The organism is Agrobacterium tumefaciens str. B6 (genome assembly GCF_001541315.1).
GTDB classification, from domain to species: Bacteria; Pseudomonadota; Alphaproteobacteria; order Rhizobiales; family Rhizobiaceae; genus Agrobacterium; species Agrobacterium radiobacter.
The window spans coordinates 30,084-50,034 of sequence record NZ_LMVK01000018.1; the positions used below are offsets into that span (position 1 = coordinate 30,084).

Sequence of the window (19,951 nt, forward strand, 5' to 3'; positions counted from 1 at the left end):
TGTAGCTGATGCGCATCCTTTCCTCTGCAGTGTTAACTATATATGGAACCGCCACTCCAAATTGGTTTCGGTTGTGTTAACCGTTGACAAACTTGGAGATTGGGTACGCTAACGACATGAGCTTCGTGTTCGGGAAATACTGGGAGCGGCTGCTTAAGGAAATCGCGGCCTGCGAAATGGCAATTCGAGAGATCGAAACCGATCTTCGAATCCGGGCAATGTCGAACGACGCCAACGACAGAGAGTTGGGCCTCCTGCGGCGACTAAAAGATGAAAAGGCCGATTTCCTGTATCGTAGCCAAAACCTTAGAGAAGCGTTCATTGCTTTGCTGGGTGAAAACGAAATCGCGATCGAAGGCGTCGATAATGAAGACGAGACGAATAACCTCACCATTCCAGCAAGTGAACTCCAGACCGTCGGAGCACCAGCACAGTTTTGAGCGCATGACCATGACCTTGCTGTCATAGATGCGTCCCTGGCGAATAGCCGTATGCTTCTCCGGCAACATCGCGTGATTGCCCATGATGCGATGAACCCGCTTGAGATCGACAACGGTCTTCCGATCCTCGATGAGTTCGGATACCTTCCGTTCAACGCCTCAGGCGGTGCGCTACTCTTCCACTTGCTGACCAAGCTTTATGAGCGCACCAGCGTCATCATCACTACCGATCTCAGCTTCAGCGAATGGGCTACCGTCTTCGGCGACACCAGGCTCAAAGCGTTACGATTCAAAGCACACTACGAAGCCATCCGCCAACTCAGCGAGAAAAAGCCGGAAATCTTCATTCGAAACCCAAGCCATGACATGTTGGGACCAAACACCTAGCCCACTTGCCGGATGCAATCTCGTCCTTCGTTCTTTGCCTGGTAAAGTGCGCGATCTGCACGTTCCATCAGCGCCGACAGATCCTCCCCTTTGTATGCAACCGCGATCCCAAAGCTCGCCGTTGGGCTCAATTCGTTCGAAAGGATACGGGGCGCCAATTCCTTGAAGGCGAGCCGGGCGGCCTCAGCAAAGATAGGTGCAGCGGCGGTCTGCCTCGGCGCAAGCATTATAGCAAATTCTTCTCCGCCCAAGCGGGCGATGATCGCATCACGAGGAGCCTTATCCCTGAGAACTTCGGAGAACGCTCGAATAACTCTGTCACCGCTGCTATGTCCGAAGCGGTCGTTGATCGACTTGAAGTGATCAAGGTCGCTCATGATCATCGAGACGCGTGCATCAGTGGTCTGCCGCTCCAATGCCTCGACGGCTCGCGCTTCAAATCCACGACGATTCAATAGTCCCGACAACGCATCGACCTGTGCATCCGATTTGATCCTTTCCATCACGTCGCTCGCGATCACCGCAAATATCCCTACTGCTGTCATCGCGGAGATTAGAGCATCCGAGATCGAAACAACCAGCCAATAAGCTCCTTCGAACCCGCCCTCCGCGTTGCCTGAAGCGAGCAAAAACAGGGGACGAAGAAGGAAGCCGACGCACGAAATCATTATCAAGCCAATGAGCACTTGCTCGATCGGGGTGCGATCTGGCAATTTCACCGCATCAAGCAGCATTACCAGACCGACTGCAGCGAGCCCGCAGTTTAGGTAAATAACTCGCAAAAGCAGGCTTTGCTCTACAAACTGATTATAATAGAGCGCACCCAATGCAATTCCAGCTATAGACAACAGTGTGAGATAGCGAGGGCGTTGTCCGCGCCGGCTAGCAAGTCCAATGGACAACAATATCATTGATAACATCAAAAACACGTTTGCCATCAGCCTCAGCACCGGATTCTCCAGCGCAAAAGCAAAGTAGAATATACCAAAACAGAGAGCTCTGATCGCGTAGGAAAGAACAAAGATCCCAATATAGGTAAGGTGCCGGTGGTGGTGCCAAAGCACGAACATGGATGCGCAGAATAGTGCAGGCATGCTCGTATTCAAAAGTCCGATGACGTCTTGATAGCTCATATCTGACCGCACATGGTGCCCCGCCCTTGCACCTGTCTTCACTCGTTAGGTTTGAGATAACACGGCTGATGTAAATACCAGGTAAACTCGCGCGTAAGAGGTCACAAACGTTAACGCAGAGGCTCTTACGATATTCGACTGGGCTGAGCGATCCCAGCCCCACCCTCGACGCAAGGGGAGCAACACAGGCGCGGAAGCTTGCTCCACCGATATCGCAAAAAACTACGCCGCGGACTTGGACACTGCCGCGCGGATGCGAAATCAACGCTACAGGCGATGCCGCTCGATCTCGGAGACGGCGTGGGCAGCAAGTGCAGACAGCGCCCTCTCCGACGCGCCGTCCTGTGCCTGCACAGACATGCCCTGGATTATGGCGCCAACGAAGCGCGCAAGTGAATCAACATCCGTCCCGCACCTCAGCTGCCCCTCATCGATCCCCCGGCTGATACGTGCCCGGATGAGGTTGAGTGTTGTGGCGCGCAAACTGGCGACATGGCGCGCGACCGCCTGGTTTTCTGTCGCACAGGTCAGGACCGCCGTCGAAACCATACATCCATGCGGGCGACCCCGTTCGGTGAACTCCCGCGCCGATTCCCGAAGAACGCGCGTCAGCGCAACCGCGACATCACTTTCTTCGAGTGCGTCGGCGGTCGAGGCGCCAATGTGCTTCTGATACCATGCCAACGCCTCTCGATAGAGATCAGCCTTCGAGTTGAACGCAGCGTAGAGGCTTTGCGGCGTAATGCCCATCCGTGCCGTCAGATCCGCAACGGAGGCGCCTTCGTAGCCCAGCCGCCAGAACGTCTCCGCGGCCTTGGCCAGCGCCTCCTCTCGATCGAAGGCGCGTGGACGGCCGCGGGGTCGACGGCCGGGTTCGCTATTTTTCACAACGGTCACTCTAGAAATATCCTTTCAGCTGCGCTATTACGGAACGATTACTCCGTATATACGAGGTTTGATCAACATGCGCATCCCTCTCGTCGCCGCTGCACTTGCTGCCGCCAGCGCAGCCTTAAGCGAACCTGCAACCGATCCCGCGCTTGAGGTACGCCTCAATTCCGTGATAGATCGGGCGCTTTCCGAAAAACGGGTCGTCGGTGCTGTCGTCCTCGTCGCGAAAGACGGCAAGATCGTCTATCACCGCGCCGCCGGTTATGCCGATCGGGAAGCTGGCGTCGAAATGCGAGAGGACGCGATCTTCCGGCTGGCCTCTATTACCAAGCCTTTCGTGACTGCAGCCGCCATGCGGCTGGTCGAGGAAGGCAAGCTCGACCTCGACGCACCGGTGACGCGCTGGCTGCCCGATTTCCGCCCGGCGTTGTCGGACGGTTCAGCTCCGGAAATTACAGTCCGCCACCTTCTGACCCACACATCGGGGCTGGGCTATGCGTTCCTCGAACCTGCGGGCGGACCATATCACAAGCTGAACATCTCCGACGGGCTCGATCAGCCGGGCCTTTCGCTGGAGGAGAACTTGAACCGTCTGTCGGCCGCTCCGTTGAATTTTGTACCCGGCACAGGTTGGCGATATTCGCTCGGCATCGATGTTGTGGGCGGTGTGCTCGAAAAAATCGAAGGGCGTAGCCTCTCTGAAATCATTCGCGACAAGATAACAATACCGCTCGGCATCAACGATACAGATTTCTCTGTGCGTGACGCCTCTCGGCTTGCCAAAGCCTATGCGGATGGCAGTCCCGAGCCGGTACCGATGACTGACGGAATAGCCGTTCCGATCATGGGGCTTGCCGCGACTTTCGCGCCGTCCCGGATTCTCAATGCCAAATCTTATCAATCGGGCGGTGCGGGCATGGCTGGCTCGGCAAGCGACGTTCTGCACTTTCTCGAAGCAATTCGTACCGGCGGCGCGCCGATCCTGAAGACTGAGACAGTCGAGACGATGCTCAAGGATCAGGTCGGACCGCAGGCTGAAACCCAAGGCCTTGGCTGGGGCTTCGGATATGGTTGGGCGGTGCTTGACGACCCGACACTGACAGCCACACCTCAGGCAACCGGCACGCTGCAATGGGGAGGAGCCTACGGCCACTACTGGTTCATCGATCGCAAGAACGGCTTGTCAGTGATTGCGCTGACAAATACCGCATTCGAGGGCATGGCCGGAGCGTTTCCCACTCGCGTGAGAGACGCCGTCTACGAATAGTATCGAAGCATATTGAGGCGGATCCGTAGTAATACGTCGCGCTTGGTGAGACAGAAGACGCAGTGTCCCTCCACGACGGCTGCGATATCTTGTCATCCCTAAGCCAGCACGTCCTCGGCTGCTTCGTAAAAGCGCTGGCGTCAACGCGGCCGACAATAGAAATTCCCGGTGTGTCAGCAATTTGGAAAAACTCCCTATGTGACAACGGCGCATAACCACCGCGTCAATCTCCTATCTCTAATGTCGATAGTTCTCGCCGTCGCTGCTGCTGGTGACAACCAACTTCTCTTGGGGCGATTTTACAGTTGCCTTCGTTGGCTGTGTGCTGGGCATTACATTCCTCGGGTCCGCTCTCTCGGTTTCCTGCTTGTCAGAACCTTCTGGTGGGAGAGAACAATGCTGATCTTGGCGTCGATCCTGTTAGGCGTTCCCGAACTCGTGTCGTCGCTCGCAGGACTGCTTTTGGCCGTTCCTGTATTGGGGCGGCAATTCACCGCCGCCAGACAGGCAAAGGCGTGAGAGTTGAGCGTCATCGTTTCTCTGCGGGGAGCCAAGGATGGCCGATTATCGTTAACCGTCGGTTAATCCGCCAAAGTAGTGCTAAGTGATGCGGCGAGCTTGCTCAACAATCTCGACGGCTTCCATCGCCTTATCGGCTTGCTACGCAGCTATCAGCGCCCTGTTTTGCGCACTCATACCGAAGAAAACAAATGGACGGGTACACGGGCATAGCACGCCGGCACTTTCTCTCATTAGTCAGGGTAGAGTCTCCCGGCGGCTCATATACGGGTCTACATAGAGGGCGCATGACGTTTGAACGCTTTCCCCTCGGCGGCACCTGTTGCATGCGGCGGGGCGGATTTCAGAACTTTAAATGACGAAGGGACAGGCATGTACCTCTCCCTCGCTTTTAGTCTCCTGTCGCTCCAACCGGAGGAAGGATCGAGTTTTGGGCAAATCTGGTACTCGGGAAGATGATTCCGAGCACGAGCAAGTAGACGATGTAGGCAATCAAAAAAGCAACGAGAATGCCGAGGAAGGCGTAAAAACTACTGACGCTGTCTCACTCGTCTTCCATTCATAGAACAAATGCCGGCTGATCCCGAGTCCCTGCGAAACCCTTTAACCCCATACCGGACGCATAAAGGACCTCTCGTAGCTGACGATGCTACGATTGCGCTTGTCCAATTCATAAGCTGCGATGCACTCGGGGTCAGACGCCATCCTGATCCGATAGTCCTCGTAGGCAGCAAGACTTGGGAAGCTGAACAGAGCCAGCGCAATATTGTTGGCACCCTCGCTCGGCAGAAAATATCCATGATGCATCCCGCCCATGCGATTGACGATCGGGATCCAGAGCCGTGCATACTCCTCGAACGCGGAAAGCTTGTGCGGGTCAATGATGTATCTGAGGTAACAGGTAATCAATCAAGAAACTCCTTCGACAATGTATTCGCGTTAGGCATGCGCCTCCCTGCTTTTGGGCCCGTCGTCTGCGAAGAGCAAGTTCGAAATCGAGTTGCCGATTGTCGCTCCAGCACCGTCTTGACAAGACATGCGGAGGGCCTTGCGCAAGATTGCGGCGCTGTGGGCTGAGATCCGAACCGTCGCAGAAGTTTGTGTCCCGGCGCTCCAGGACAGTTTTTAAAGCTTCGCGGTTGACACGCGTCAGGGCATAAAATATATCAAATACGAATCTAATATCTCAGTTTGGTAACTTATATGTCTGAATTCATGGAATTCCCTTCTCTCCCCCTCTCCGAACTCGTTACACCACGGGAGCTGCCGGCCGATGGAACAATGACCAATCGAATTCATGCACTGCTTCGAAAACTGATCGTTGAGGTGAAGTTGCTTCCAGGACGCGCGCTCTCGGAAAAAGAAATTGCAACGTTACTACAGGTCAGCAAGACGCCCGTCCGCGAGGCTATCATCAGGCTTGCGGAAGAAGGATTTGTTACGGTCGTACCACAAGGCGGCACCTATATTTCGCCGATTGACGTGCAGCGCTACATGGAAGCCTGCTTCATTCGCTTCAAGCTAGAGGAAGGCGCTGTCATCGAGGCGACGAAGCGTCATTCCATTGAAGATATCGCACGCCTGAAAACCTGCATATCTCGGCAACGCACTGCGGCGGAAGACGAGCAGTTCACCGACTTTTTCCTGCTGGATGAAGAGTTCCACCGCACGATCTTTGCAGCCGCTCGCCTTCCGGGCGCGTGGAGCGTCGTCAATCAGGCCAAAGGTGAAATGGACCGGATGCGCCACCTAAAGCGCGTTTTTGCGGTCCGCCGCACCGAAAAGGTGATCGAGGAGCACGAAGCGATCGTTAGCGCGATCGAGTCGGGCGATGTCGAGGCGGCACGCGAAGCCGTCCAGCGCCATCTCGGATCTCTCGAAACCAAGATAGCAGAACTGTCCAAAAACCCGAAGATCTGGACTTTCATCGAGCAGGTCAACACGCGCGTTACGAGGAAGCGCATTTCACGGGGGTCGAAGACGCCTGACTGAACATTCAAGGCTTTTGAGGAGGGGCCTTTCATGTCTGCAGTTCAAATCAACGATGTCGTCAAGCGCTATGGCGCCCTCGAAGTCGTTCACAGTATCAATCTTTCCATACAGCCGCAGGAATTCGTTGTACTCGTTGGTCCCTCGGGATGCGGGAAATCCACCACGTTGCGGATGCTCGCGGGGCTGGAAGACATTTCAGACGGCACGGTTTCAATGGACGGCCGGGTGGTCAACAAGGTCGCCCCCAAAGACCGCGATGTCGCCATGGTGTTCCAGAACTACGCGCTCTACCCCCATCTGAGCGTGGCTGAGAACATCGCCTTCGGCCTGCGCGTCAGGGGCGAGAAGCGCTCCGCTGTTGACAAAGCCGTTGCGGAAGCCGCACAGATATTGGGACTTACCGAATATCTGGCCCGCAAGCCGGCCGATCTTTCCGGCGGCCAACGCCAGCGCGTCGCCATGGGCCGCGCCATCGTGCGCCGACCAAAAATCTTCCTGTTCGACGAGCCGCTCTCGAACCTCGACGCCAAGTTGCGCACCCACATGCGCGCCGAGATCAAGCTGCTGCACAAGCGAATGCATGCCACCAGCATCTATGTCACCCACGACCAGGTGGAGGCCATGACGCTCGCTGACCGCATCGTCATCATGAATGGCGGCCATATCGAACAGGTCGGCGCGCCGATGGAGGTGTTTCTCGAGCCGGCAAACATCTTCGTCGCGAGCTTCATTGGCTCGCCACCGATGAACCTTCTCGATGGAACCATCGAAAAGCAGGATGGGACGATGAAGGTCAAGCTCACGGGCAGCTCCGGGCAGCGATTCAGCATTCCCGATGCCTTCGCGAAGTACGCAACCGAAGGACAGGCCGTCAAGCTCGGCCTGCGGCCGGAAATCATGTCGGTGGAAGATGGCGATGGCCGCGAGGTTCTCAATTGCAGCATCGACCTTGTGGAGCCTTTGGGCGCTGAAGCGCTGTTGCATGGAACGGCCGATGGCCAGCCATTTATCGCCAAAGCCGAAACGCTCTATGGCGACCATGCCCTCAATGGCGTCAGCCGGCTTTCCATCGATACCGCACGAGTCCACGTCTTTGATGCGGCGACTGGAAGATCGCTCAAAGTCCGGGGTGGAGCGCAGCCATGAAACGGGATTTTCAAGGGCGCCTTCACGACCTTCAGGAAGACATGCGCCGCGACTGGCAGCTCTACCTCCTGCTGGCGCCAATGCTCATCTGGTTTGCGGTTTTCCTCTACAAACCCATGTACGGGCTGGTCATCGCATTCCAGGATTTCTCGATCTTCCGCGGCATCGAAAAAAGCCCCTGGGTCGGTTTTGCGAATTTCGCGGAACTCTTCCACAACGACATGTTCGTGCGCTCCTTCTGGAACACCATCACCATCAGCAGCTTCGGCCTGATCTTCGCCTTCCCGGTGCCAATCATTCTGGCCCTGATGTTCAACGAGGTTCAGAGCGGCATTGCCCGTAGCTGGGCTCAGACTGTCGTTTACCTACCGCACTTCATTTCTGTGGTGATCGTCGCCGGCATCGTCATCAATTTCCTCTCGCCCTCGATCGGCATCGTCAATCTCATGCTGAAAGGCTTGGGGTTTGAGCCGATCTATTTCCTGACCCAGCCGGAATGGTTCCGTCCCGTCTATATCGGCTCATCGGTCTGGAAGGAGGCAGGCTTCGAATCCATCGTCTATCTCGCCGCCATCGCCGGCGTGAGCCCGACGCTTTACGAGTCCGCCCGGGTGGATGGCGCGTCGCGCTGGCAGATGATGTGGCGTATCACCCTGCCCTGCATCCTGCCGACGATCGTGATCATGCTGATCATCCGGATCGGCAATCTCGTCGAAGTCGGGTTCGAATATATCATCCTGCTCTATCGCCCATCCACCTACGAGACGGCGGACGTCGTTTCCACCTTCATCTACCGCACCGGCCTCCAGGGCACCCAATACGATCTGGCGACTGCCGCCGGCCTGTTCAACGCGGTCATCGCCTTCGTCCTCGTTTATTCGGCAAATCGCATCAGCCGAAAAGTCTCGTCGACATCGCTGTGGTGAGGAGCTGAAACATGGCAAACTTCAATCTTTATTCCCGTGGCGACAGGATTTTCGGCCGGGTAAACGCCATTCTTCTTGGCCTGTTCGTCCTGTCGACGCTCTATCCCTTTCTCTATGTGTTGTCGGTCTCGCTCTCCTCGGGGGCTGCGGTCACGGCTGGCCGCGTCACGCTCTGGCCGGTCGACGTTACGCTTGCCGCCTATGACCGTGTCTTGTCCGACAGGATGTTCTGGGTCGCCTATGGCAACACCTTCATCTACACGTTCGGCGGCACGCTCATGAGCCTGCTCATCATGATCCCCGGGGCTTATGCCCTTTCGCGCAAACGCCTGCGTGGCCGCACCTTCTTCAACGTCGCCATCGCGTTTACGCTCTGGTTCAACGCCGGTATGATCCCGTTCTTCCTGAATATGCGCGATCTCGGGCTTCTCGACAGCCGTTTCGGCATCATCCTCGGTTTCGCGGCCAATGCCTTTAACGTCATCCTGCTGCGCAATTTTTTCGAAGCCGTACCGAAATCCTTCGAAGAAGCCGCCAAGATGGATGGCGCCAGCGAATTGCAACTGCTGTGGAAGGTGTTCATTCCGCTGTCGAAGCCCGCAATCGTCACGGTCGCGCTGTTCTGCATCGTGTCGCGCTGGAACGGTTATTTCTGGGCCATGGTGCTGCTGCGCGGCGAGGAGAAGATTCCGCTTCAGGTCTATCTGAAGCGCATCATCGTTGATCTCAACTCCAACGACGAATTCGCCTCGAGCCTGCTCACCGCCCATTATTCGTTCGAGACGGTGACATCAGCGATCATGATCGCGTCCATCATTCCCGTCCTCATCATTTACCCCTACGCGCAGAAGTATTTCACCAAAGGAATTCTGCTGGGCGGAGTCAAAGAGTAGCAGCACAAGGGAGGACAACCTGTGAGAGCACTACGAAAAGGCGCGCCCCTACTGGCGTTGATGACAGCCGTATCCCTGGCCTTGCCGGTATCGGCGCAGGATTCAGGTAAGATCACCGAAGACCCACTGGAACTGACCATCCATTTCCACTTCCGCGACAAATACGTTTATTCGGAAAAATGGCCAGTGGAGCAAAAGGCCGCGGAAATCACCAATATTCACGTCCGCAACGTGGCGTCGCTGGCAACCACCAGCAGTCGCGACGCCTTCAATCTTCTGATCGCCTCCGGCAATCTTCCCGATATCGTTGGCGGCGACGCCACCGGCGGTTTGAAGGAAGACTTCATCCGTTACGGGCTGGAGGGCGCGTTCATTCCGCTCGATGAGCTGATCGAGGACAACGCCCCCAATCTCAAGGCGTTTTTCGACAGCCACAAGGAAATCCGCAACGCCATCTCCGGACCGGACGGCAAGCTTTATTTCATTCCTTATGTGCCTGATGGTAAGTTCTCGCGCGGCTGGTTCATCCGCCAGGACTGGCTCGACAAGCTTGGCCTGAAGCAGCCGGAAACACCGGAAGAGGTCTACGAGGTTCTGAAAGCCTTTCGCGACAAAGACCCGAACGGCAACGGCCTCAAGGATGAGGTGCCTTATTTTGCCCGCGAGGAAATCGATGCCGTCCGCCTCATCAATCTGTGGAACGCACGCGTTTCGGGATCGGAGCGTTATGGCGACTTTGCCGTCTATGACGGAAAACTGCGTCACCCCTGGGCGGAACAAAACTACAAGACCGGCATTTCCAATGTCGCCAAGTGGTACAAGGAAGGCCTGATCGACAAGGAGATATTCACCCGCGGCGCCCGCTCGCGCGAATATCTGCTGGGCAACAATCTCGGCGGCATGACACATGACTGGTTCGCCAGCACCTCGACCTACAATGACGCCCTGTCGCCGAAGATCAAGGGCTTTGCGCTGAAGCCCATGCTTCCACCCAAGACCGTCTCGGGCCAACGCTTCGAGGATTCGCGTCGCCTGCGTGTCCAGCCCGTCGGCTGGGCGATTTCGGCGACCAATGAACACCCGCTCGAAACCATCAAATATTTCGACTTCTGGTTCTCGCAACAGGGCCGCATCCTGTCGAATTTCGGTGTCGAGGGCCTCACCTACGAAATGGTCGACGGCAAACCGCAGTTCAAGAAGGAAATTCTCGACAACAAGGATCCGGTCAATGCCCAGCTATGGGCAGTCGGTGCGGCAATCCCGCGCGGATACTGGATGGATTACGAATATGAGCGCCAGTGGACGAACGAGATCGCGCTTGAAGGCATCGACCTGTACGAGAAGTGCAACTGCCTCAAGGACGAGTTCATGGGCGTTTCCCTGAACGCCGAGGAAAAGGCGACTTTCGACCGCTACTGGCCGAGCATCCTCACCTACATGACCGAGATGCAGCAGACGTGGATTCTCGGCGCGCAGGACGTCGATACCGGCTGGGAGGCCTACAAAAAGCGCCTTACCGCCCTTGGTTACGACGAGGTGATCAAGATGATGCAATCGGCCTATGACCGCCAGTACAAGGCGGCGCAATAAACCCTTCGACCATGATGGCGGCTTTATCGCCGCCATCCTTTCCCATCTGTTTTCATAGGAGTTAGAGCGCAATGCGTCCCTCTGCCCCGGCTATTTCCAGACAGACACTTCTCGATGAACCCCGCCCGGGCTCATTGACCATTGGCTACGAGCCGAGCGAAGATGCCCAACCGACGGAGAACCCTCCGCGTTTTTCATGGCTGCCCGATATCGATGACGGCGCGCGTTACGTGCTGCGCATTTCGACCGATCCCGGCTTTGCGGACAAAAAAACGCTCGTCTTCGAAGATCTCGCCTGGAATTTCTTCACACCGGATGAAGCGCTACCGGAGGGCCACTATCACTGGTGTTATGCACTTTGGGATCAGAAATCCGCAACCGCGCATTCCAACTGGAGCATCGTGCGCAGTTTCGAGATCCGTGCCGCACTGCCGAAAACACCGCTGCCCGGCAGGTCTGCCCGCCACGCCGCCGCGCAAACCAACCACCCTCGGCTGTGGCTAAACTCCGAGCAGTTGAGTGCCTTCACCGACGCCGTAGCAAATGACACAAACCATTGCGGCTGGGCAGAATTTTACGAAAAATCGGTCGAACCGTGGGTCGACCGGCCGGTCATGCCGGAACCACAGCCTTATCCCAACAATATGCGTGTCGCTACGCTCTGGCGGCAAATGTATATAGATTGCCAGGAAGTGATCTACGCGATCCGGCATCTGGCCATTGCCGGGCGCGTGCTTGGACGCGACGATCTTCTCGATGCGTCTCGCAAATGGCTGCTGGCGGTTGCCGCCTGGGACGCGAAGGGTGCCACCTCCCGCGCCTATAATGACGAGGCAGCGTTCCGCGTCGTCGTCGCACTCGCCTGGGGGTATGACTGGCTTTACGATCATCTGAACGAAGACGAGCGCAAGACCGTGCGGTCTGTTCTTCTCGAACGGACGCGGGAAATTGCCGACCATGTCATCGCGCACGCCCGCATTCACGTCTTTCCCTATGACAGCCATGCGGTGCGCTCGCTTTCGGCCGTACTGACACCGGCCTGCATCGCGCTTCAGGGCGACAGCGATGAAGCCGGAGAATGGCTCGACTATACCGTCGAATTCCTTGCTACTCTCTATTCTCCATGGGCCGGAACCGACGGCGGCTGGGCGGAAGGTCCGCATTACTGGATGACAGGCATGGCCTATCTCATCGAGGCGGCCAACCTGATCCGTTCCTATATCGGTTACGACCTTTATCAACGGCCGTTTTTCCGGAATACCGGCCGCTTCCCGCTTTACACCAAAGCGCCCGGAACCCGTCGTGCCAACTTCGGCGACGACTCCACGCTCGGCGATCTTCCCGGCCTAAAACTCGGCTACAACGTCCGGCAGTTCGCCGGCGTCACCGGCAATGGCCATTACCAATGGTATTTCGATCACATCAAGACTGATGCGACGGGCACAGAAATGGCCTTTTACAATTACGGCTGGTGGGATCTGAAGTTCGACGATCTCGTCTATCGTCACGATTACCCGCAGGTGGACGCCGTGTCACCTGCCAACCTGCCGGCACTCGCCGTTTTCGATGACATCGGCTGGGCCACCATCCAGAAACATATGGAAGACCCGGAACGGCATCTGCAGTTCGTCTTCAAATCCAGCCCCTATGGCTCGCTCAGCCATAGCCACGGCGACCAGAACGCCTTTGTGCTTTATGCCCATGGCGAGGATCTGGTGATTCAGTCCGGATACTACGTGGCGTTCAATTCGCAGATGCATTTGAACTGGCGGCGTCAGACACGGTCGAAAAACGCCGTTCTGATCGGCGGAAAAGGCCAATATGCGGAAAAGGACAAGGCCCTTGCCCGCCGCGCCGCAGGCCGCATCGTCACGGTCGAGGAAAAACCCGGACATGTTCGTATCGTGGGCGATGCGACCGCCGCCTATGAGGTTGCAAACCCGCTGGTTCAAAAGGTGCTGCGCGAGACCCACTTCGTCAATGACAGCTATTTCGTGATTGTCGACGAAGTCGAATGTTCTGAACCCCAGGAACTGCAATGGCTTTGCCATACACTTGGAGCGCCGCAGACCGGCAAGTCAAGCTTCCGCTACAATGGCCAAAAAGCGGGCTTCTACGGACAGTTCGTTTACTCTTCGGGCGGCACGCCGCAAATTGCCGCCGTGGAAGGTTTTCCCGATATCGACCCCAAAGAATTCGAAGGGCTCGATATTCACCACCATGTCTGCGCCACGGTTCCGGCCGCCAGCCGACATCGCCTTGTCACGCTTCTGGTGCCTTACAGCCTGAAGGAACCCAAGCGAATTTTCAGCTTCATCGATGATCAGGGTTTTTCCACTGACATCTACTTCAGCGATGTCGATGACGAGCGTTTCAAGCTCTCCCTTCCCAAGCAGTTCTAACATACGAGGTTTTCCAATGCAGCGTTTTACCAACAGGACCGTTGTTGTCGCCGGAGCCGGTCGGGATATCGGCCGGGCATGCGCCATCCGTTTCGCACAGGAGGGCGCCAATGTCGTTCTTACCTATAACGGCGCGGCAGAGGGTGCGGCCACAGCTGTTTCCGAAATCAAAAAACTTGGCCGCTCTGCTCTGGCGATCAAGGCAGATCTCACAAACGCCGCCGAAGTCGAGGCTGCGATTTCTGCGGCTGCCGACAAGTTTGGAGAGATCCACGGCCTCGTCCATGTTGCCGGCGGCTTAATTGCCCGCAAGGCAATTGCAGATATGGACGAGGCATTCTGGCATCAGGTTCTCGACGTCAATCTGACATCGCTGTTCCTGACGGCCAAGGCCGCATTGCCGAAAATGGCCAAAGGCGGTGCGATCGTCACTTTCTCGTCGCAGGCTGGCCGTGATGGCGGTGGCCCGGGCGCTCTTGCCTACGCCACCTCCAAGGGCGCCGTGATGACCTTCACCCGCGGACTTGCCAAGGAAGTCGGCCCTGATATCCGCGTCAATGCCGTTTGCCCAGGCATGATCTCCACCACCTTCCACGACACCTTCACCAAGCCGGAGGTGCGCGAACGGGTGGCCGGCGCGACGTCGCTCAAGCGCGAAGGGTCGAGCGAAGACGTTGCCGGTCTGGTAGCCTTCCTTGCATCTGACGATGCCGCCTATGTCACCGGCGCCTGCTACGACATCAATGGCGGCGTCCTATTCTCCTGATGATCTGGATCGCCTCATGTCGGTAACGCTCCCCCGGGCTGGCCGGATTGCCATTCTCGGCACCTCGCTCGTCCAGCAGAACCATATTGGTGACGCCAGCTCGCTTGCCACATCGGCACGCGGCTGGATGAGCTGGGCCGAGGTTCTGTCGCACGGCAGGCTTTGCTGCCCAGTCCATCACGATCCTTCCGCATCGCCCGGCTGGGAGCCGAGCAACCGGCCGGGCATCAGCCGCTTCTTTTCCGGTCTCAATTTCGGAGTTTCCGGCCAAAAGGCGGTCGAGATCGAACGCCGGCTGCCGCGGTTGCTGCAATCGGATTTCGATCTGATCATCCTCGACGCCGGCACCAACGACATGATGGTGGAAACGCGCCAGACGATTGCCGACACGCGGGCAAGGATCGCCTCAGTCCTGCTCGCCGCCGGAAAGACCGTCATTTTGCTTCCCATTCTGGCGCGAAGCACTGGAAAATGGCCGGCGGGCGGCCCAGAACGGGCAAAGGCGCACTGGATCAACCGGCAGAGCATCGAATTTGCAGCTAACAACGCCAATTGTCATGTCTTCGACTGGAACGCGGCGTGGATCGATCCTGACAGCGAATTCGGCGAGCCATATCCTGGCTATTCCGATGACGGAACCCATTTTTCCGTGCCCGGCGCCTTTGCAGTCGGGCAAGTGCTGGCGAACTATCTCGAAACGATCGTGCCACATGCGCCGGCCCGGCTCCTGTCAAAGGACGATCGCTTTGATCCGGTAAACAATCCAGCCGGCAATCTTGCATCGGATCTCTTGGCCCGAACCGTCACCGAAACGGGTGAGCAGAACCATCGTCTCGGCGGGCAGCTTGTCCACCCCGGCGCGGGCGTTTGGGTGGAAGCAATCTGCGATGTGGAGGTACCGGCGCATGATGGTGTCCTTGGAATATCGCTGCGACTGAGAGATGTCGCAGCCGAAGGACAGGCGATGACAGCGCTGGCGCCGTTCCGTGCCGATGACGGTAGGCTCTTTTCATTTCCATCCAGACAGTGGAATGGCGCGTTGAGGACCCCTCCCCTGAAACTACGGCCGGGCAAAACACCGCCAGAACTTTTTCTCGATGTGATCCTGCAACCCGGTTCTCAACCGATCGAGATCGATGTTTCCGGCATCGATATCCACCCCATTTCAAATCCGGTGCGCGCATGACACATTCTCAGGACAAACCACGCCTGCTGATCGCCATGCGCAGCGAGCTTCCAGAAGGGTTCTTCGGTCCGCGAGAATGGGCAAGGCTGAATGCCGTAACACACATCATTCCGGGTTTTCCCTATACGGATTTCGACACGGCTGATGGTACCGAAGCTCTCGCCGAAGCTGACATTCTGCTCGCTGCCTGGGGTACGCCATCCCTCACACGCGAACGCCTTGCGCGCGCGCCACGGCTGAAAATGTTGGCCTATGCGGCATCATCGGTGCGTAGGGTGGCGCCCGCAGAATTCTGGGAGACGTCGGATGTCCTTGTCACGACAGCGGCTTCCGCCATGGCTGTGCCGGTTGCCGAATTCACCTATGCGGCAATCATCATGTGCAACAAGGATGTATTTCGGCTGCGGGATGAACACAGGGCAGAGCGCGGCACCGGCGTTTTTGGCAGCAGGCGCGGCAGAAGCCTCCCCTATCTCGGCAATCATGCCCGCAAGGTCGGCATTGTCGGCGCTTCGCGCATCGGGCGACTGGTGATGGAGATGCTGGCGCGCGGGAAATTCGAGATTGTCGTCTACGATCCCTTTCTCTCAGCAGAAGAAGCAGCCTCCCTCGGCGCGAGGAAAACGGAGTTGGACGAACTTCTGGCATGGTCCGATGTGGTCTCGCTGCACGCGCCGATCCTGCCGGAAACGCACCATATGATAGGCGCCCGCGAACTGGCGCTGATGACCGACCATGCCGTCTTCATCAATACGGCAAGGGGCTGGCTAGTCGACCACGATGCATTGCTGGCCGAGGCGTTTTCCGGGCGGTTGCGCATCCTTATTGACACGCCGGAACCCGAGCCCCTGCCAACAGACAGCCCGTTTTACGATTTGCCCAATGTCGTGCTCACCCCCCATATAGCTGGCGCACTGGGCAATGAATTGCGCGCACTTTCCAATCTGACCATTACCGAGATTGAACGCTTCGTCACGGGACTTCCGCCGCTCCACCCCGTCCATAAGCAGGATATGGAGCGTATGGCATGAGTGGTTCCGATTATTGCTTTTCGACCCTCGGCTGCTCCGAACTTAACCTGCATGAGACGGCCGATCTGGCAGAGCGCCATGGCATAACAAGCATCGAATTACGCGCATTATCAGGCACCATCGACCTCATAGCCGCACTCACTGCCGAATTTGGCACACCTGCCCGATTTGCCGTCTTCCTGAGCGAACGTAACCTCAGGGTTGCCGCTCTTAATACATCCTTACGGTTATTCGGGAGCGATAGTCTCTCCGAGATTGAGCCCTTCATCGACTGGGCAGAGGCTGCCAACGTCGCCAATCTGCGGATATTCGACGGCGGCAAGAAAATTGGGGCAGAAGATTTGGACCGTTCAGCGGCACTGCTGGACGATTGGCACGCTGTTAGACAGACAGGTGGACTGAACGTCGACCTGATGATCGAAACCCATGATGCGCTTTCGGAATTCGGACAGCTTCTCACCTTCGTCAAGCAGGTGCCGGCCGCCCGGATATTGTGGGATACCCACCACACCTGGGCAAAAGGCTCCGATCTCAAAATGGTTTGGCGTGAGATCGAAAGAAACGTCGTGCATCTGCACGTCAAGGACAGCAGGATGGATAGCGACGGAGAACGGCGCTATCTGATGCCAGGGCAAGGCGATTTTCCCATCGCAGAGTTGCTTTCACTTCTTCAGCCGGATGAACGGCAAATCCCTCTCAGTCTGGAATGGGAACGCCACTGGCATCCCCAACTGCCACCGCTCGAAGATGCGCTCAAGGCTGCGCACAGTTGGTGGCGACAAGGAGTCACCTGATGCGCATAGCCGAAATTCACCTCACACCGGTCGCCATCCCCGATAGGCCACTTTTGAATTGCAAAGGTGTCCATCAGCCCTATGCACTGCGCACGGTCATTGAGGTCATATGCGATGATGGTACGGTTGGTCTCGGGGAAAGTTACGGCAGTATCAAAGCGCTGGAAGGGCTGCGACGCGTTGCTCCGGCACTCATCGGACTGGATCCATTTCATCTGCACGAACTGAAGTCCCGAATCATAGCCGCCTTGCCGGGCGGTGGCGGTATCAATGCCAAATCAGCCGTTGCCGATCACAAGCTGACAGATGTGGTTGCATCTGCCTTTGAAGTTCCCTGTCTTGACATTCAGGGCAAGCTCCTCGGTCGCCCGGTATGCGACCTCCTCGGCGGTGCTGTTCGGACCAATGTACCATTCAGCGCCTATCTGTTTTTCAAGTTTGCGGGGCATATCGGAGAGGCGCCGGACGAATGGGGAGAGGTCCTGACACCTGACCAGATGGTTGGGGAAGCGCGCAGAATGGTCGAGAGCCACGGCTTCCAATCGCTGAAGCTCAAGGGCGGCGTACTCCATCCCGACCTTGAAATCGAAACTATGCTGAAGCTTCGGGAAGCCTTTCCGCGTCATCCTTTGCGCATTGACCCGAATGGAGGCTGGACGGTCGAGACTGCGATCCATGTCGCGCGCAAGCTTGAGCACGTTCTGGAGTATCTGGAAGACCCGGTCCTGGGCATGGACCACATGGCGCAAGTGGCCGCCGCAACCTCAATTCCTCTCGCGACAAACATGATCGTGCTGGAATTCGATCACATTGCCGCGGCCTTTAAAAAAAGGGCGGTAAAGATAGTGCTTTCCGATCATCACTACTGGGGCGGCCTTCGCGCCGCATCCCATCTTGCAAAAATCTGCGAGGTGCTGGACCTGGGTCTTTCGATGCATTCCAACTCACATCTTGGCATCACACTCGCGGCGATGGTCCACGCCGCAGCTGCGACACCAAATCTCACCTTCGACTGCGACACCCACTACCCTTGGACGGCTACAGACATAATCGAGGGGACGCCCTTCACGTTCCGCGACGGGAAGCTCGGTTTGCCAACAAAACCAGGACTTGGCGTATCACTGGACCGGAACAAACTCGCGTGTCTTGCGGCACTTTATGACGAATGCAGTCTGAAGGAACGCGACGACACGGCTTACATGAAGCTTTTTGATCCCGATTACACAAGACTCGTGCCGCGTTGGTGAGGTTGTGTAAGTCTCCCGAAGTCACCGCACTCCGGCCATTCTGGCGTCCAAGACGCTTTCCGTTGCATCCACATGGGGTAAGCCATACCCCTTCGGATTCGGACATGATTTGGAAGGTGGCTGTTCCCCGATAAGATGAGGTACGGGCTCTCGACTGGACGCCGGGCCCAGCATCAAAGGAGAACGGCCATGGAAGAGTATATCGGCCTCAATGTATCTATGAAAGAGACTGCAGTCGCGATCCGCCGGGATGGTGTGCGTGTCTGGCACGGGAAATACGCATCAGATCCTCACGCCATTGCCGAACTGGTCCGTAAACGGGCACCGATAGTGAACCGCGTGGTGTTTGAAACAGGGCCGCTCTCGGTGTTGTTCTATCATGCATGCGCTTCGAGCCGAGGGCCTGCGTGTCATCTGCATTGATGCGCGACACGCTAAAGCGGCTCTCGACATGGCGACGAACAAAACGGACGCGAACGACGCCGATGGGCTGGCCCGTCTGGCGGAAGTGGGATTCTTTCGCGAAGTCCGTGTGAAGGGGTTCGACAGCATGTTAGCGCGCACGCTTGTCGCGGCCCGCACCTTGGTGGCCGCCAAAATCGACTTCCGTGTATTCCTCAGACATGAACGACGATTCCTCGATAATCCTTTGGCTCGGCCAGACGGAATGCTAACATTAAAGCTCTGTTGAAGGTCAAGCGCCGAAACGGCCCTTGACGGCGAAGGCCTCCAAGGAGGCGCAGGAGTTTGCCACGCAGTGGCTATCGACCTACAACAACGAACGTCCCAATATGGGCATCGGCGGCATCACGCCCGCACAGAAACTGAAAATGGCCGCGTGAATTCTACCGCGGAGCCCCGTTGAAAACGGGGGGATTACCGCACGAGCACTGAGCGACGATCTTCGATTACGGGTATTGAAAGCGTCTGCGGCGGGTATGCCTGCACGGCAGGCCGCCGCCCGGTTCGGGGTTGGGATTTCGACGGCGATCCGGTGGATCGCACGAGCGAGTGACGGTGAACCTACGTCCCGGCCGCAAGGCTGGCGACGGCCATCGGTCCTTGATGCACATGAAACGTTTGTCGTGGCCATGATCGACGACCGGAAGGACGTGACGCTCGATGAAATGGTCGAGCGTCTGTCTGTTGAGCGGCAAGTAGGTATCAGCCGAAGCGCGCTCGGCGCCTGGCTGCGGGGCCGCGGCTGGACGTTTAAAAAACGTATGGCCCGCCCGTCTGCAAGAGGATTATACGGTGTTCTGATCAGTCTGCGTCAACGTATACGGTCTCATGGGTAACTCCCATGGCCAAGATGGACATCCGCACGTTCAGAGCCCCATA

General features: G+C 57.1%; 18 protein-coding genes and 3 pseudogenes. 18 read left to right on the forward strand and 3 right to left on the reverse strand.

Annotated features, from left to right (window positions below):
* Positions 1–116: 116 nt before the first annotated feature.
* Together ASB65_RS29220 and ASB65_RS29225 are read left to right on the forward strand one after the other, a co-directional pair.
* A complete protein-coding gene (locus ASB65_RS29220; protein WP_060724517.1) occupies positions 117–440 on the forward strand; it encodes a hypothetical protein in 324 nt (107 codons plus the stop codon).
* A gap of 117 nt (positions 441–557) precedes the next feature.
* Positions 558–716, forward strand: a pseudogene (locus ASB65_RS29225) (ATP-binding protein); the annotation flags it as partial.
* 107 nt (positions 717–823) lie between these two features.
* Here ASB65_RS29225 and ASB65_RS15310 read toward each other — a convergent pair.
* Both ASB65_RS15310 and ASB65_RS15315 read right to left on the reverse strand, forming a co-directional pair.
* A complete protein-coding gene (locus tag ASB65_RS15310; protein ID WP_060724519.1) occupies positions 824–1,960 on the reverse strand; it encodes a sensor domain-containing diguanylate cyclase in 1,137 nt (378 codons plus the stop codon).
* A gap of 267 nt (positions 1,961–2,227) precedes the next feature.
* The gene (locus ASB65_RS15315; RefSeq protein ID WP_376905195.1) at positions 2,228–2,857 is read right to left on the reverse strand and encodes a TetR/AcrR family transcriptional regulator; all 630 of its coding nucleotides are present in this window, start codon (positions 2,855–2,857) and stop codon (positions 2,228–2,230) included.
* A gap of 67 nt (positions 2,858–2,924) precedes the next feature.
* On the opposite strand from ASB65_RS15315, the gene ASB65_RS15320 reads away from it, so the two are divergent.
* Together ASB65_RS15320 and ASB65_RS29110 are read left to right on the forward strand one after the other, a co-directional pair.
* Complete coding sequence (locus tag ASB65_RS15320) at positions 2,925–4,118, forward strand: serine hydrolase domain-containing protein (protein ID WP_060724535.1); 1,194 nt, start codon at positions 2,925–2,927, stop codon at positions 4,116–4,118.
* Positions 4,119–4,514: 396 nt separating this feature from the next.
* Positions 4,515–4,637, forward strand: a complete 123-nt coding sequence (locus ASB65_RS29110) for a hypothetical protein (RefSeq protein WP_269085683.1) — start codon at positions 4,515–4,517, stop codon at positions 4,635–4,637.
* A gap of 603 nt (positions 4,638–5,240) precedes the next feature.
* On the opposite strand, the gene ASB65_RS15325 is transcribed toward ASB65_RS29110, so the two are convergent.
* Positions 5,241–5,546 carry an NIPSNAP family protein gene (locus ASB65_RS15325; RefSeq protein WP_060724520.1) on the reverse strand — a complete coding sequence of 102 codons (306 nt, stop codon included), beginning with the start codon at positions 5,544–5,546 and terminating at the stop codon, positions 5,241–5,243.
* Between the two features lie 294 nt (positions 5,547–5,840).
* Here ASB65_RS15325 and ASB65_RS15330 point away from each other — a divergent pair, with 294 nt between their 5' ends.
* The 14 genes and pseudogenes from ASB65_RS15330 to ASB65_RS15390 all read left to right on the forward strand — a co-directional run.
* Positions 5,841–6,629 carry a GntR family transcriptional regulator gene (locus ASB65_RS15330; protein ID WP_236734557.1) on the forward strand — a complete coding sequence of 263 codons (789 nt, stop codon included), beginning with the start codon at positions 5,841–5,843 and terminating at the stop codon, positions 6,627–6,629.
* Positions 6,630–6,659: 30 nt separating this feature from the next.
* Positions 6,660–7,775 carry an ABC transporter ATP-binding protein gene (locus ASB65_RS15335; protein ID WP_060724522.1) on the forward strand — a complete coding sequence of 372 codons (1,116 nt, stop codon included), beginning with the start codon at positions 6,660–6,662 and terminating at the stop codon, positions 7,773–7,775.
* Positions 7,772–8,701 (forward strand): ABC transporter permease, encoded by a 930-nt coding sequence (locus ASB65_RS15340; RefSeq protein ID WP_060724523.1) that lies wholly within the window; start codon positions 7,772–7,774, stop codon positions 8,699–8,701. The genes ASB65_RS15335 and ASB65_RS15340 overlap by 4 nt, the downstream gene beginning before the upstream one ends.
* Before the next feature lie 11 nt (positions 8,702–8,712).
* Positions 8,713–9,594 carry a carbohydrate ABC transporter permease gene (locus ASB65_RS15345; protein WP_060724524.1) on the forward strand — a complete coding sequence of 294 codons (882 nt, stop codon included), beginning with the start codon at positions 8,713–8,715 and terminating at the stop codon, positions 9,592–9,594.
* A 60-nt stretch (positions 9,595–9,654) separates the two neighbouring features.
* The gene (locus ASB65_RS15350; protein ID WP_060724525.1) at positions 9,655–11,184 is read left to right on the forward strand and encodes an extracellular solute-binding protein; all 1,530 of its coding nucleotides are present in this window, start codon (positions 9,655–9,657) and stop codon (positions 11,182–11,184) included.
* A 71-nt stretch (positions 11,185–11,255) separates the two neighbouring features.
* Positions 11,256–13,586 carry an alginate lyase gene (locus ASB65_RS15355; protein ID WP_060724526.1) on the forward strand — a complete coding sequence of 777 codons (2,331 nt, stop codon included), beginning with the start codon at positions 11,256–11,258 and terminating at the stop codon, positions 13,584–13,586.
* A gap of 16 nt (positions 13,587–13,602) precedes the next feature.
* The gene (locus ASB65_RS15360; RefSeq protein ID WP_060724527.1) at positions 13,603–14,352 is read left to right on the forward strand and encodes an SDR family NAD(P)-dependent oxidoreductase; all 750 of its coding nucleotides are present in this window, start codon (positions 13,603–13,605) and stop codon (positions 14,350–14,352) included.
* 16 nt (positions 14,353–14,368) lie between these two features.
* A complete protein-coding gene (locus ASB65_RS15365) occupies positions 14,369–15,538 on the forward strand; it encodes an SGNH/GDSL hydrolase family protein (RefSeq protein WP_060724536.1) in 1,170 nt (389 codons plus the stop codon).
* On the forward strand, positions 15,535–16,569 hold the full coding sequence (locus ASB65_RS15370; protein WP_060724528.1) for a hydroxyacid dehydrogenase: 1,035 nt from the start codon (positions 15,535–15,537) through the stop codon (positions 16,567–16,569). The genes ASB65_RS15365 and ASB65_RS15370 overlap by 4 nt, the downstream gene beginning before the upstream one ends.
* Complete coding sequence (locus ASB65_RS15375; protein WP_060724529.1) at positions 16,566–17,363, forward strand: sugar phosphate isomerase/epimerase family protein; 798 nt, start codon at positions 16,566–16,568, stop codon at positions 17,361–17,363. The genes ASB65_RS15370 and ASB65_RS15375 overlap by 4 nt, the downstream gene beginning before the upstream one ends.
* Complete coding sequence (locus ASB65_RS15380; protein WP_060724530.1) at positions 17,363–18,610, forward strand: glucarate dehydratase family protein; 1,248 nt, start codon at positions 17,363–17,365, stop codon at positions 18,608–18,610. The genes ASB65_RS15375 and ASB65_RS15380 overlap by 1 nt, the downstream gene beginning before the upstream one ends.
* A gap of 189 nt (positions 18,611–18,799) precedes the next feature.
* A pseudogene (locus tag ASB65_RS15385) lies at positions 18,800–19,193 on the forward strand (IS110 family transposase); the annotation flags it as partial.
* Positions 19,194–19,323: 130 nt separating this feature from the next.
* A complete protein-coding gene (locus tag ASB65_RS29115) occupies positions 19,324–19,452 on the forward strand; it encodes a hypothetical protein (RefSeq protein ID WP_262567170.1) in 129 nt (42 codons plus the stop codon).
* A 33-nt stretch (positions 19,453–19,485) separates the two neighbouring features.
* A pseudogene (locus ASB65_RS15390) lies at positions 19,486–19,824 on the forward strand (helix-turn-helix domain-containing protein); the annotation flags it as partial.
* Positions 19,825–19,951: the final 127 nt, after the last annotated feature.

Coding starts and splice junctions, on each gene's coding strand:
- ASB65_RS29220 (WP_060724517.1), top strand. CDS start 117: ATGAGCTTCGTGTTCGGGAAATACTGGGAGCGGCTGCTTAAGGAAATC.
- ASB65_RS15310 (WP_060724519.1), bottom strand. CDS start 1,960: ATGAGCTATCAAGACGTCATCGGACTTTTGAATACGAGCATGCCTGCA.
- ASB65_RS15320 (WP_060724535.1), top strand. CDS start 2,925: ATGCGCATCCCTCTCGTCGCCGCTGCACTTGCTGCCGCCAGCGCAGCC.
- ASB65_RS29110 (WP_269085683.1), top strand. CDS start 4,515: ATGCTGATCTTGGCGTCGATCCTGTTAGGCGTTCCCGAACTCGTGTCG.
- ASB65_RS15330 (WP_236734557.1), top strand. CDS start 5,841: ATGTCTGAATTCATGGAATTCCCTTCTCTCCCCCTCTCCGAACTCGTT.
- ASB65_RS15335 (WP_060724522.1), top strand. CDS start 6,660: ATGTCTGCAGTTCAAATCAACGATGTCGTCAAGCGCTATGGCGCCCTC.
- ASB65_RS15340 (WP_060724523.1), top strand. CDS start 7,772: ATGAAACGGGATTTTCAAGGGCGCCTTCACGACCTTCAGGAAGACATG.
- ASB65_RS15345 (WP_060724524.1), top strand. CDS start 8,713: ATGGCAAACTTCAATCTTTATTCCCGTGGCGACAGGATTTTCGGCCGG.
- ASB65_RS15350 (WP_060724525.1), top strand. CDS start 9,655: ATGACAGCCGTATCCCTGGCCTTGCCGGTATCGGCGCAGGATTCAGGT.
- ASB65_RS15355 (WP_060724526.1), top strand. CDS start 11,256: ATGCGTCCCTCTGCCCCGGCTATTTCCAGACAGACACTTCTCGATGAA.
- ASB65_RS15360 (WP_060724527.1), top strand. CDS start 13,603: ATGCAGCGTTTTACCAACAGGACCGTTGTTGTCGCCGGAGCCGGTCGG.
- ASB65_RS15365 (WP_060724536.1), top strand. CDS start 14,369: ATGTCGGTAACGCTCCCCCGGGCTGGCCGGATTGCCATTCTCGGCACC.
- ASB65_RS15370 (WP_060724528.1), top strand. CDS start 15,535: ATGACACATTCTCAGGACAAACCACGCCTGCTGATCGCCATGCGCAGC.
- ASB65_RS15375 (WP_060724529.1), top strand. CDS start 16,566: ATGAGTGGTTCCGATTATTGCTTTTCGACCCTCGGCTGCTCCGAACTT.
- ASB65_RS15380 (WP_060724530.1), top strand. CDS start 17,363: ATGCGCATAGCCGAAATTCACCTCACACCGGTCGCCATCCCCGATAGG.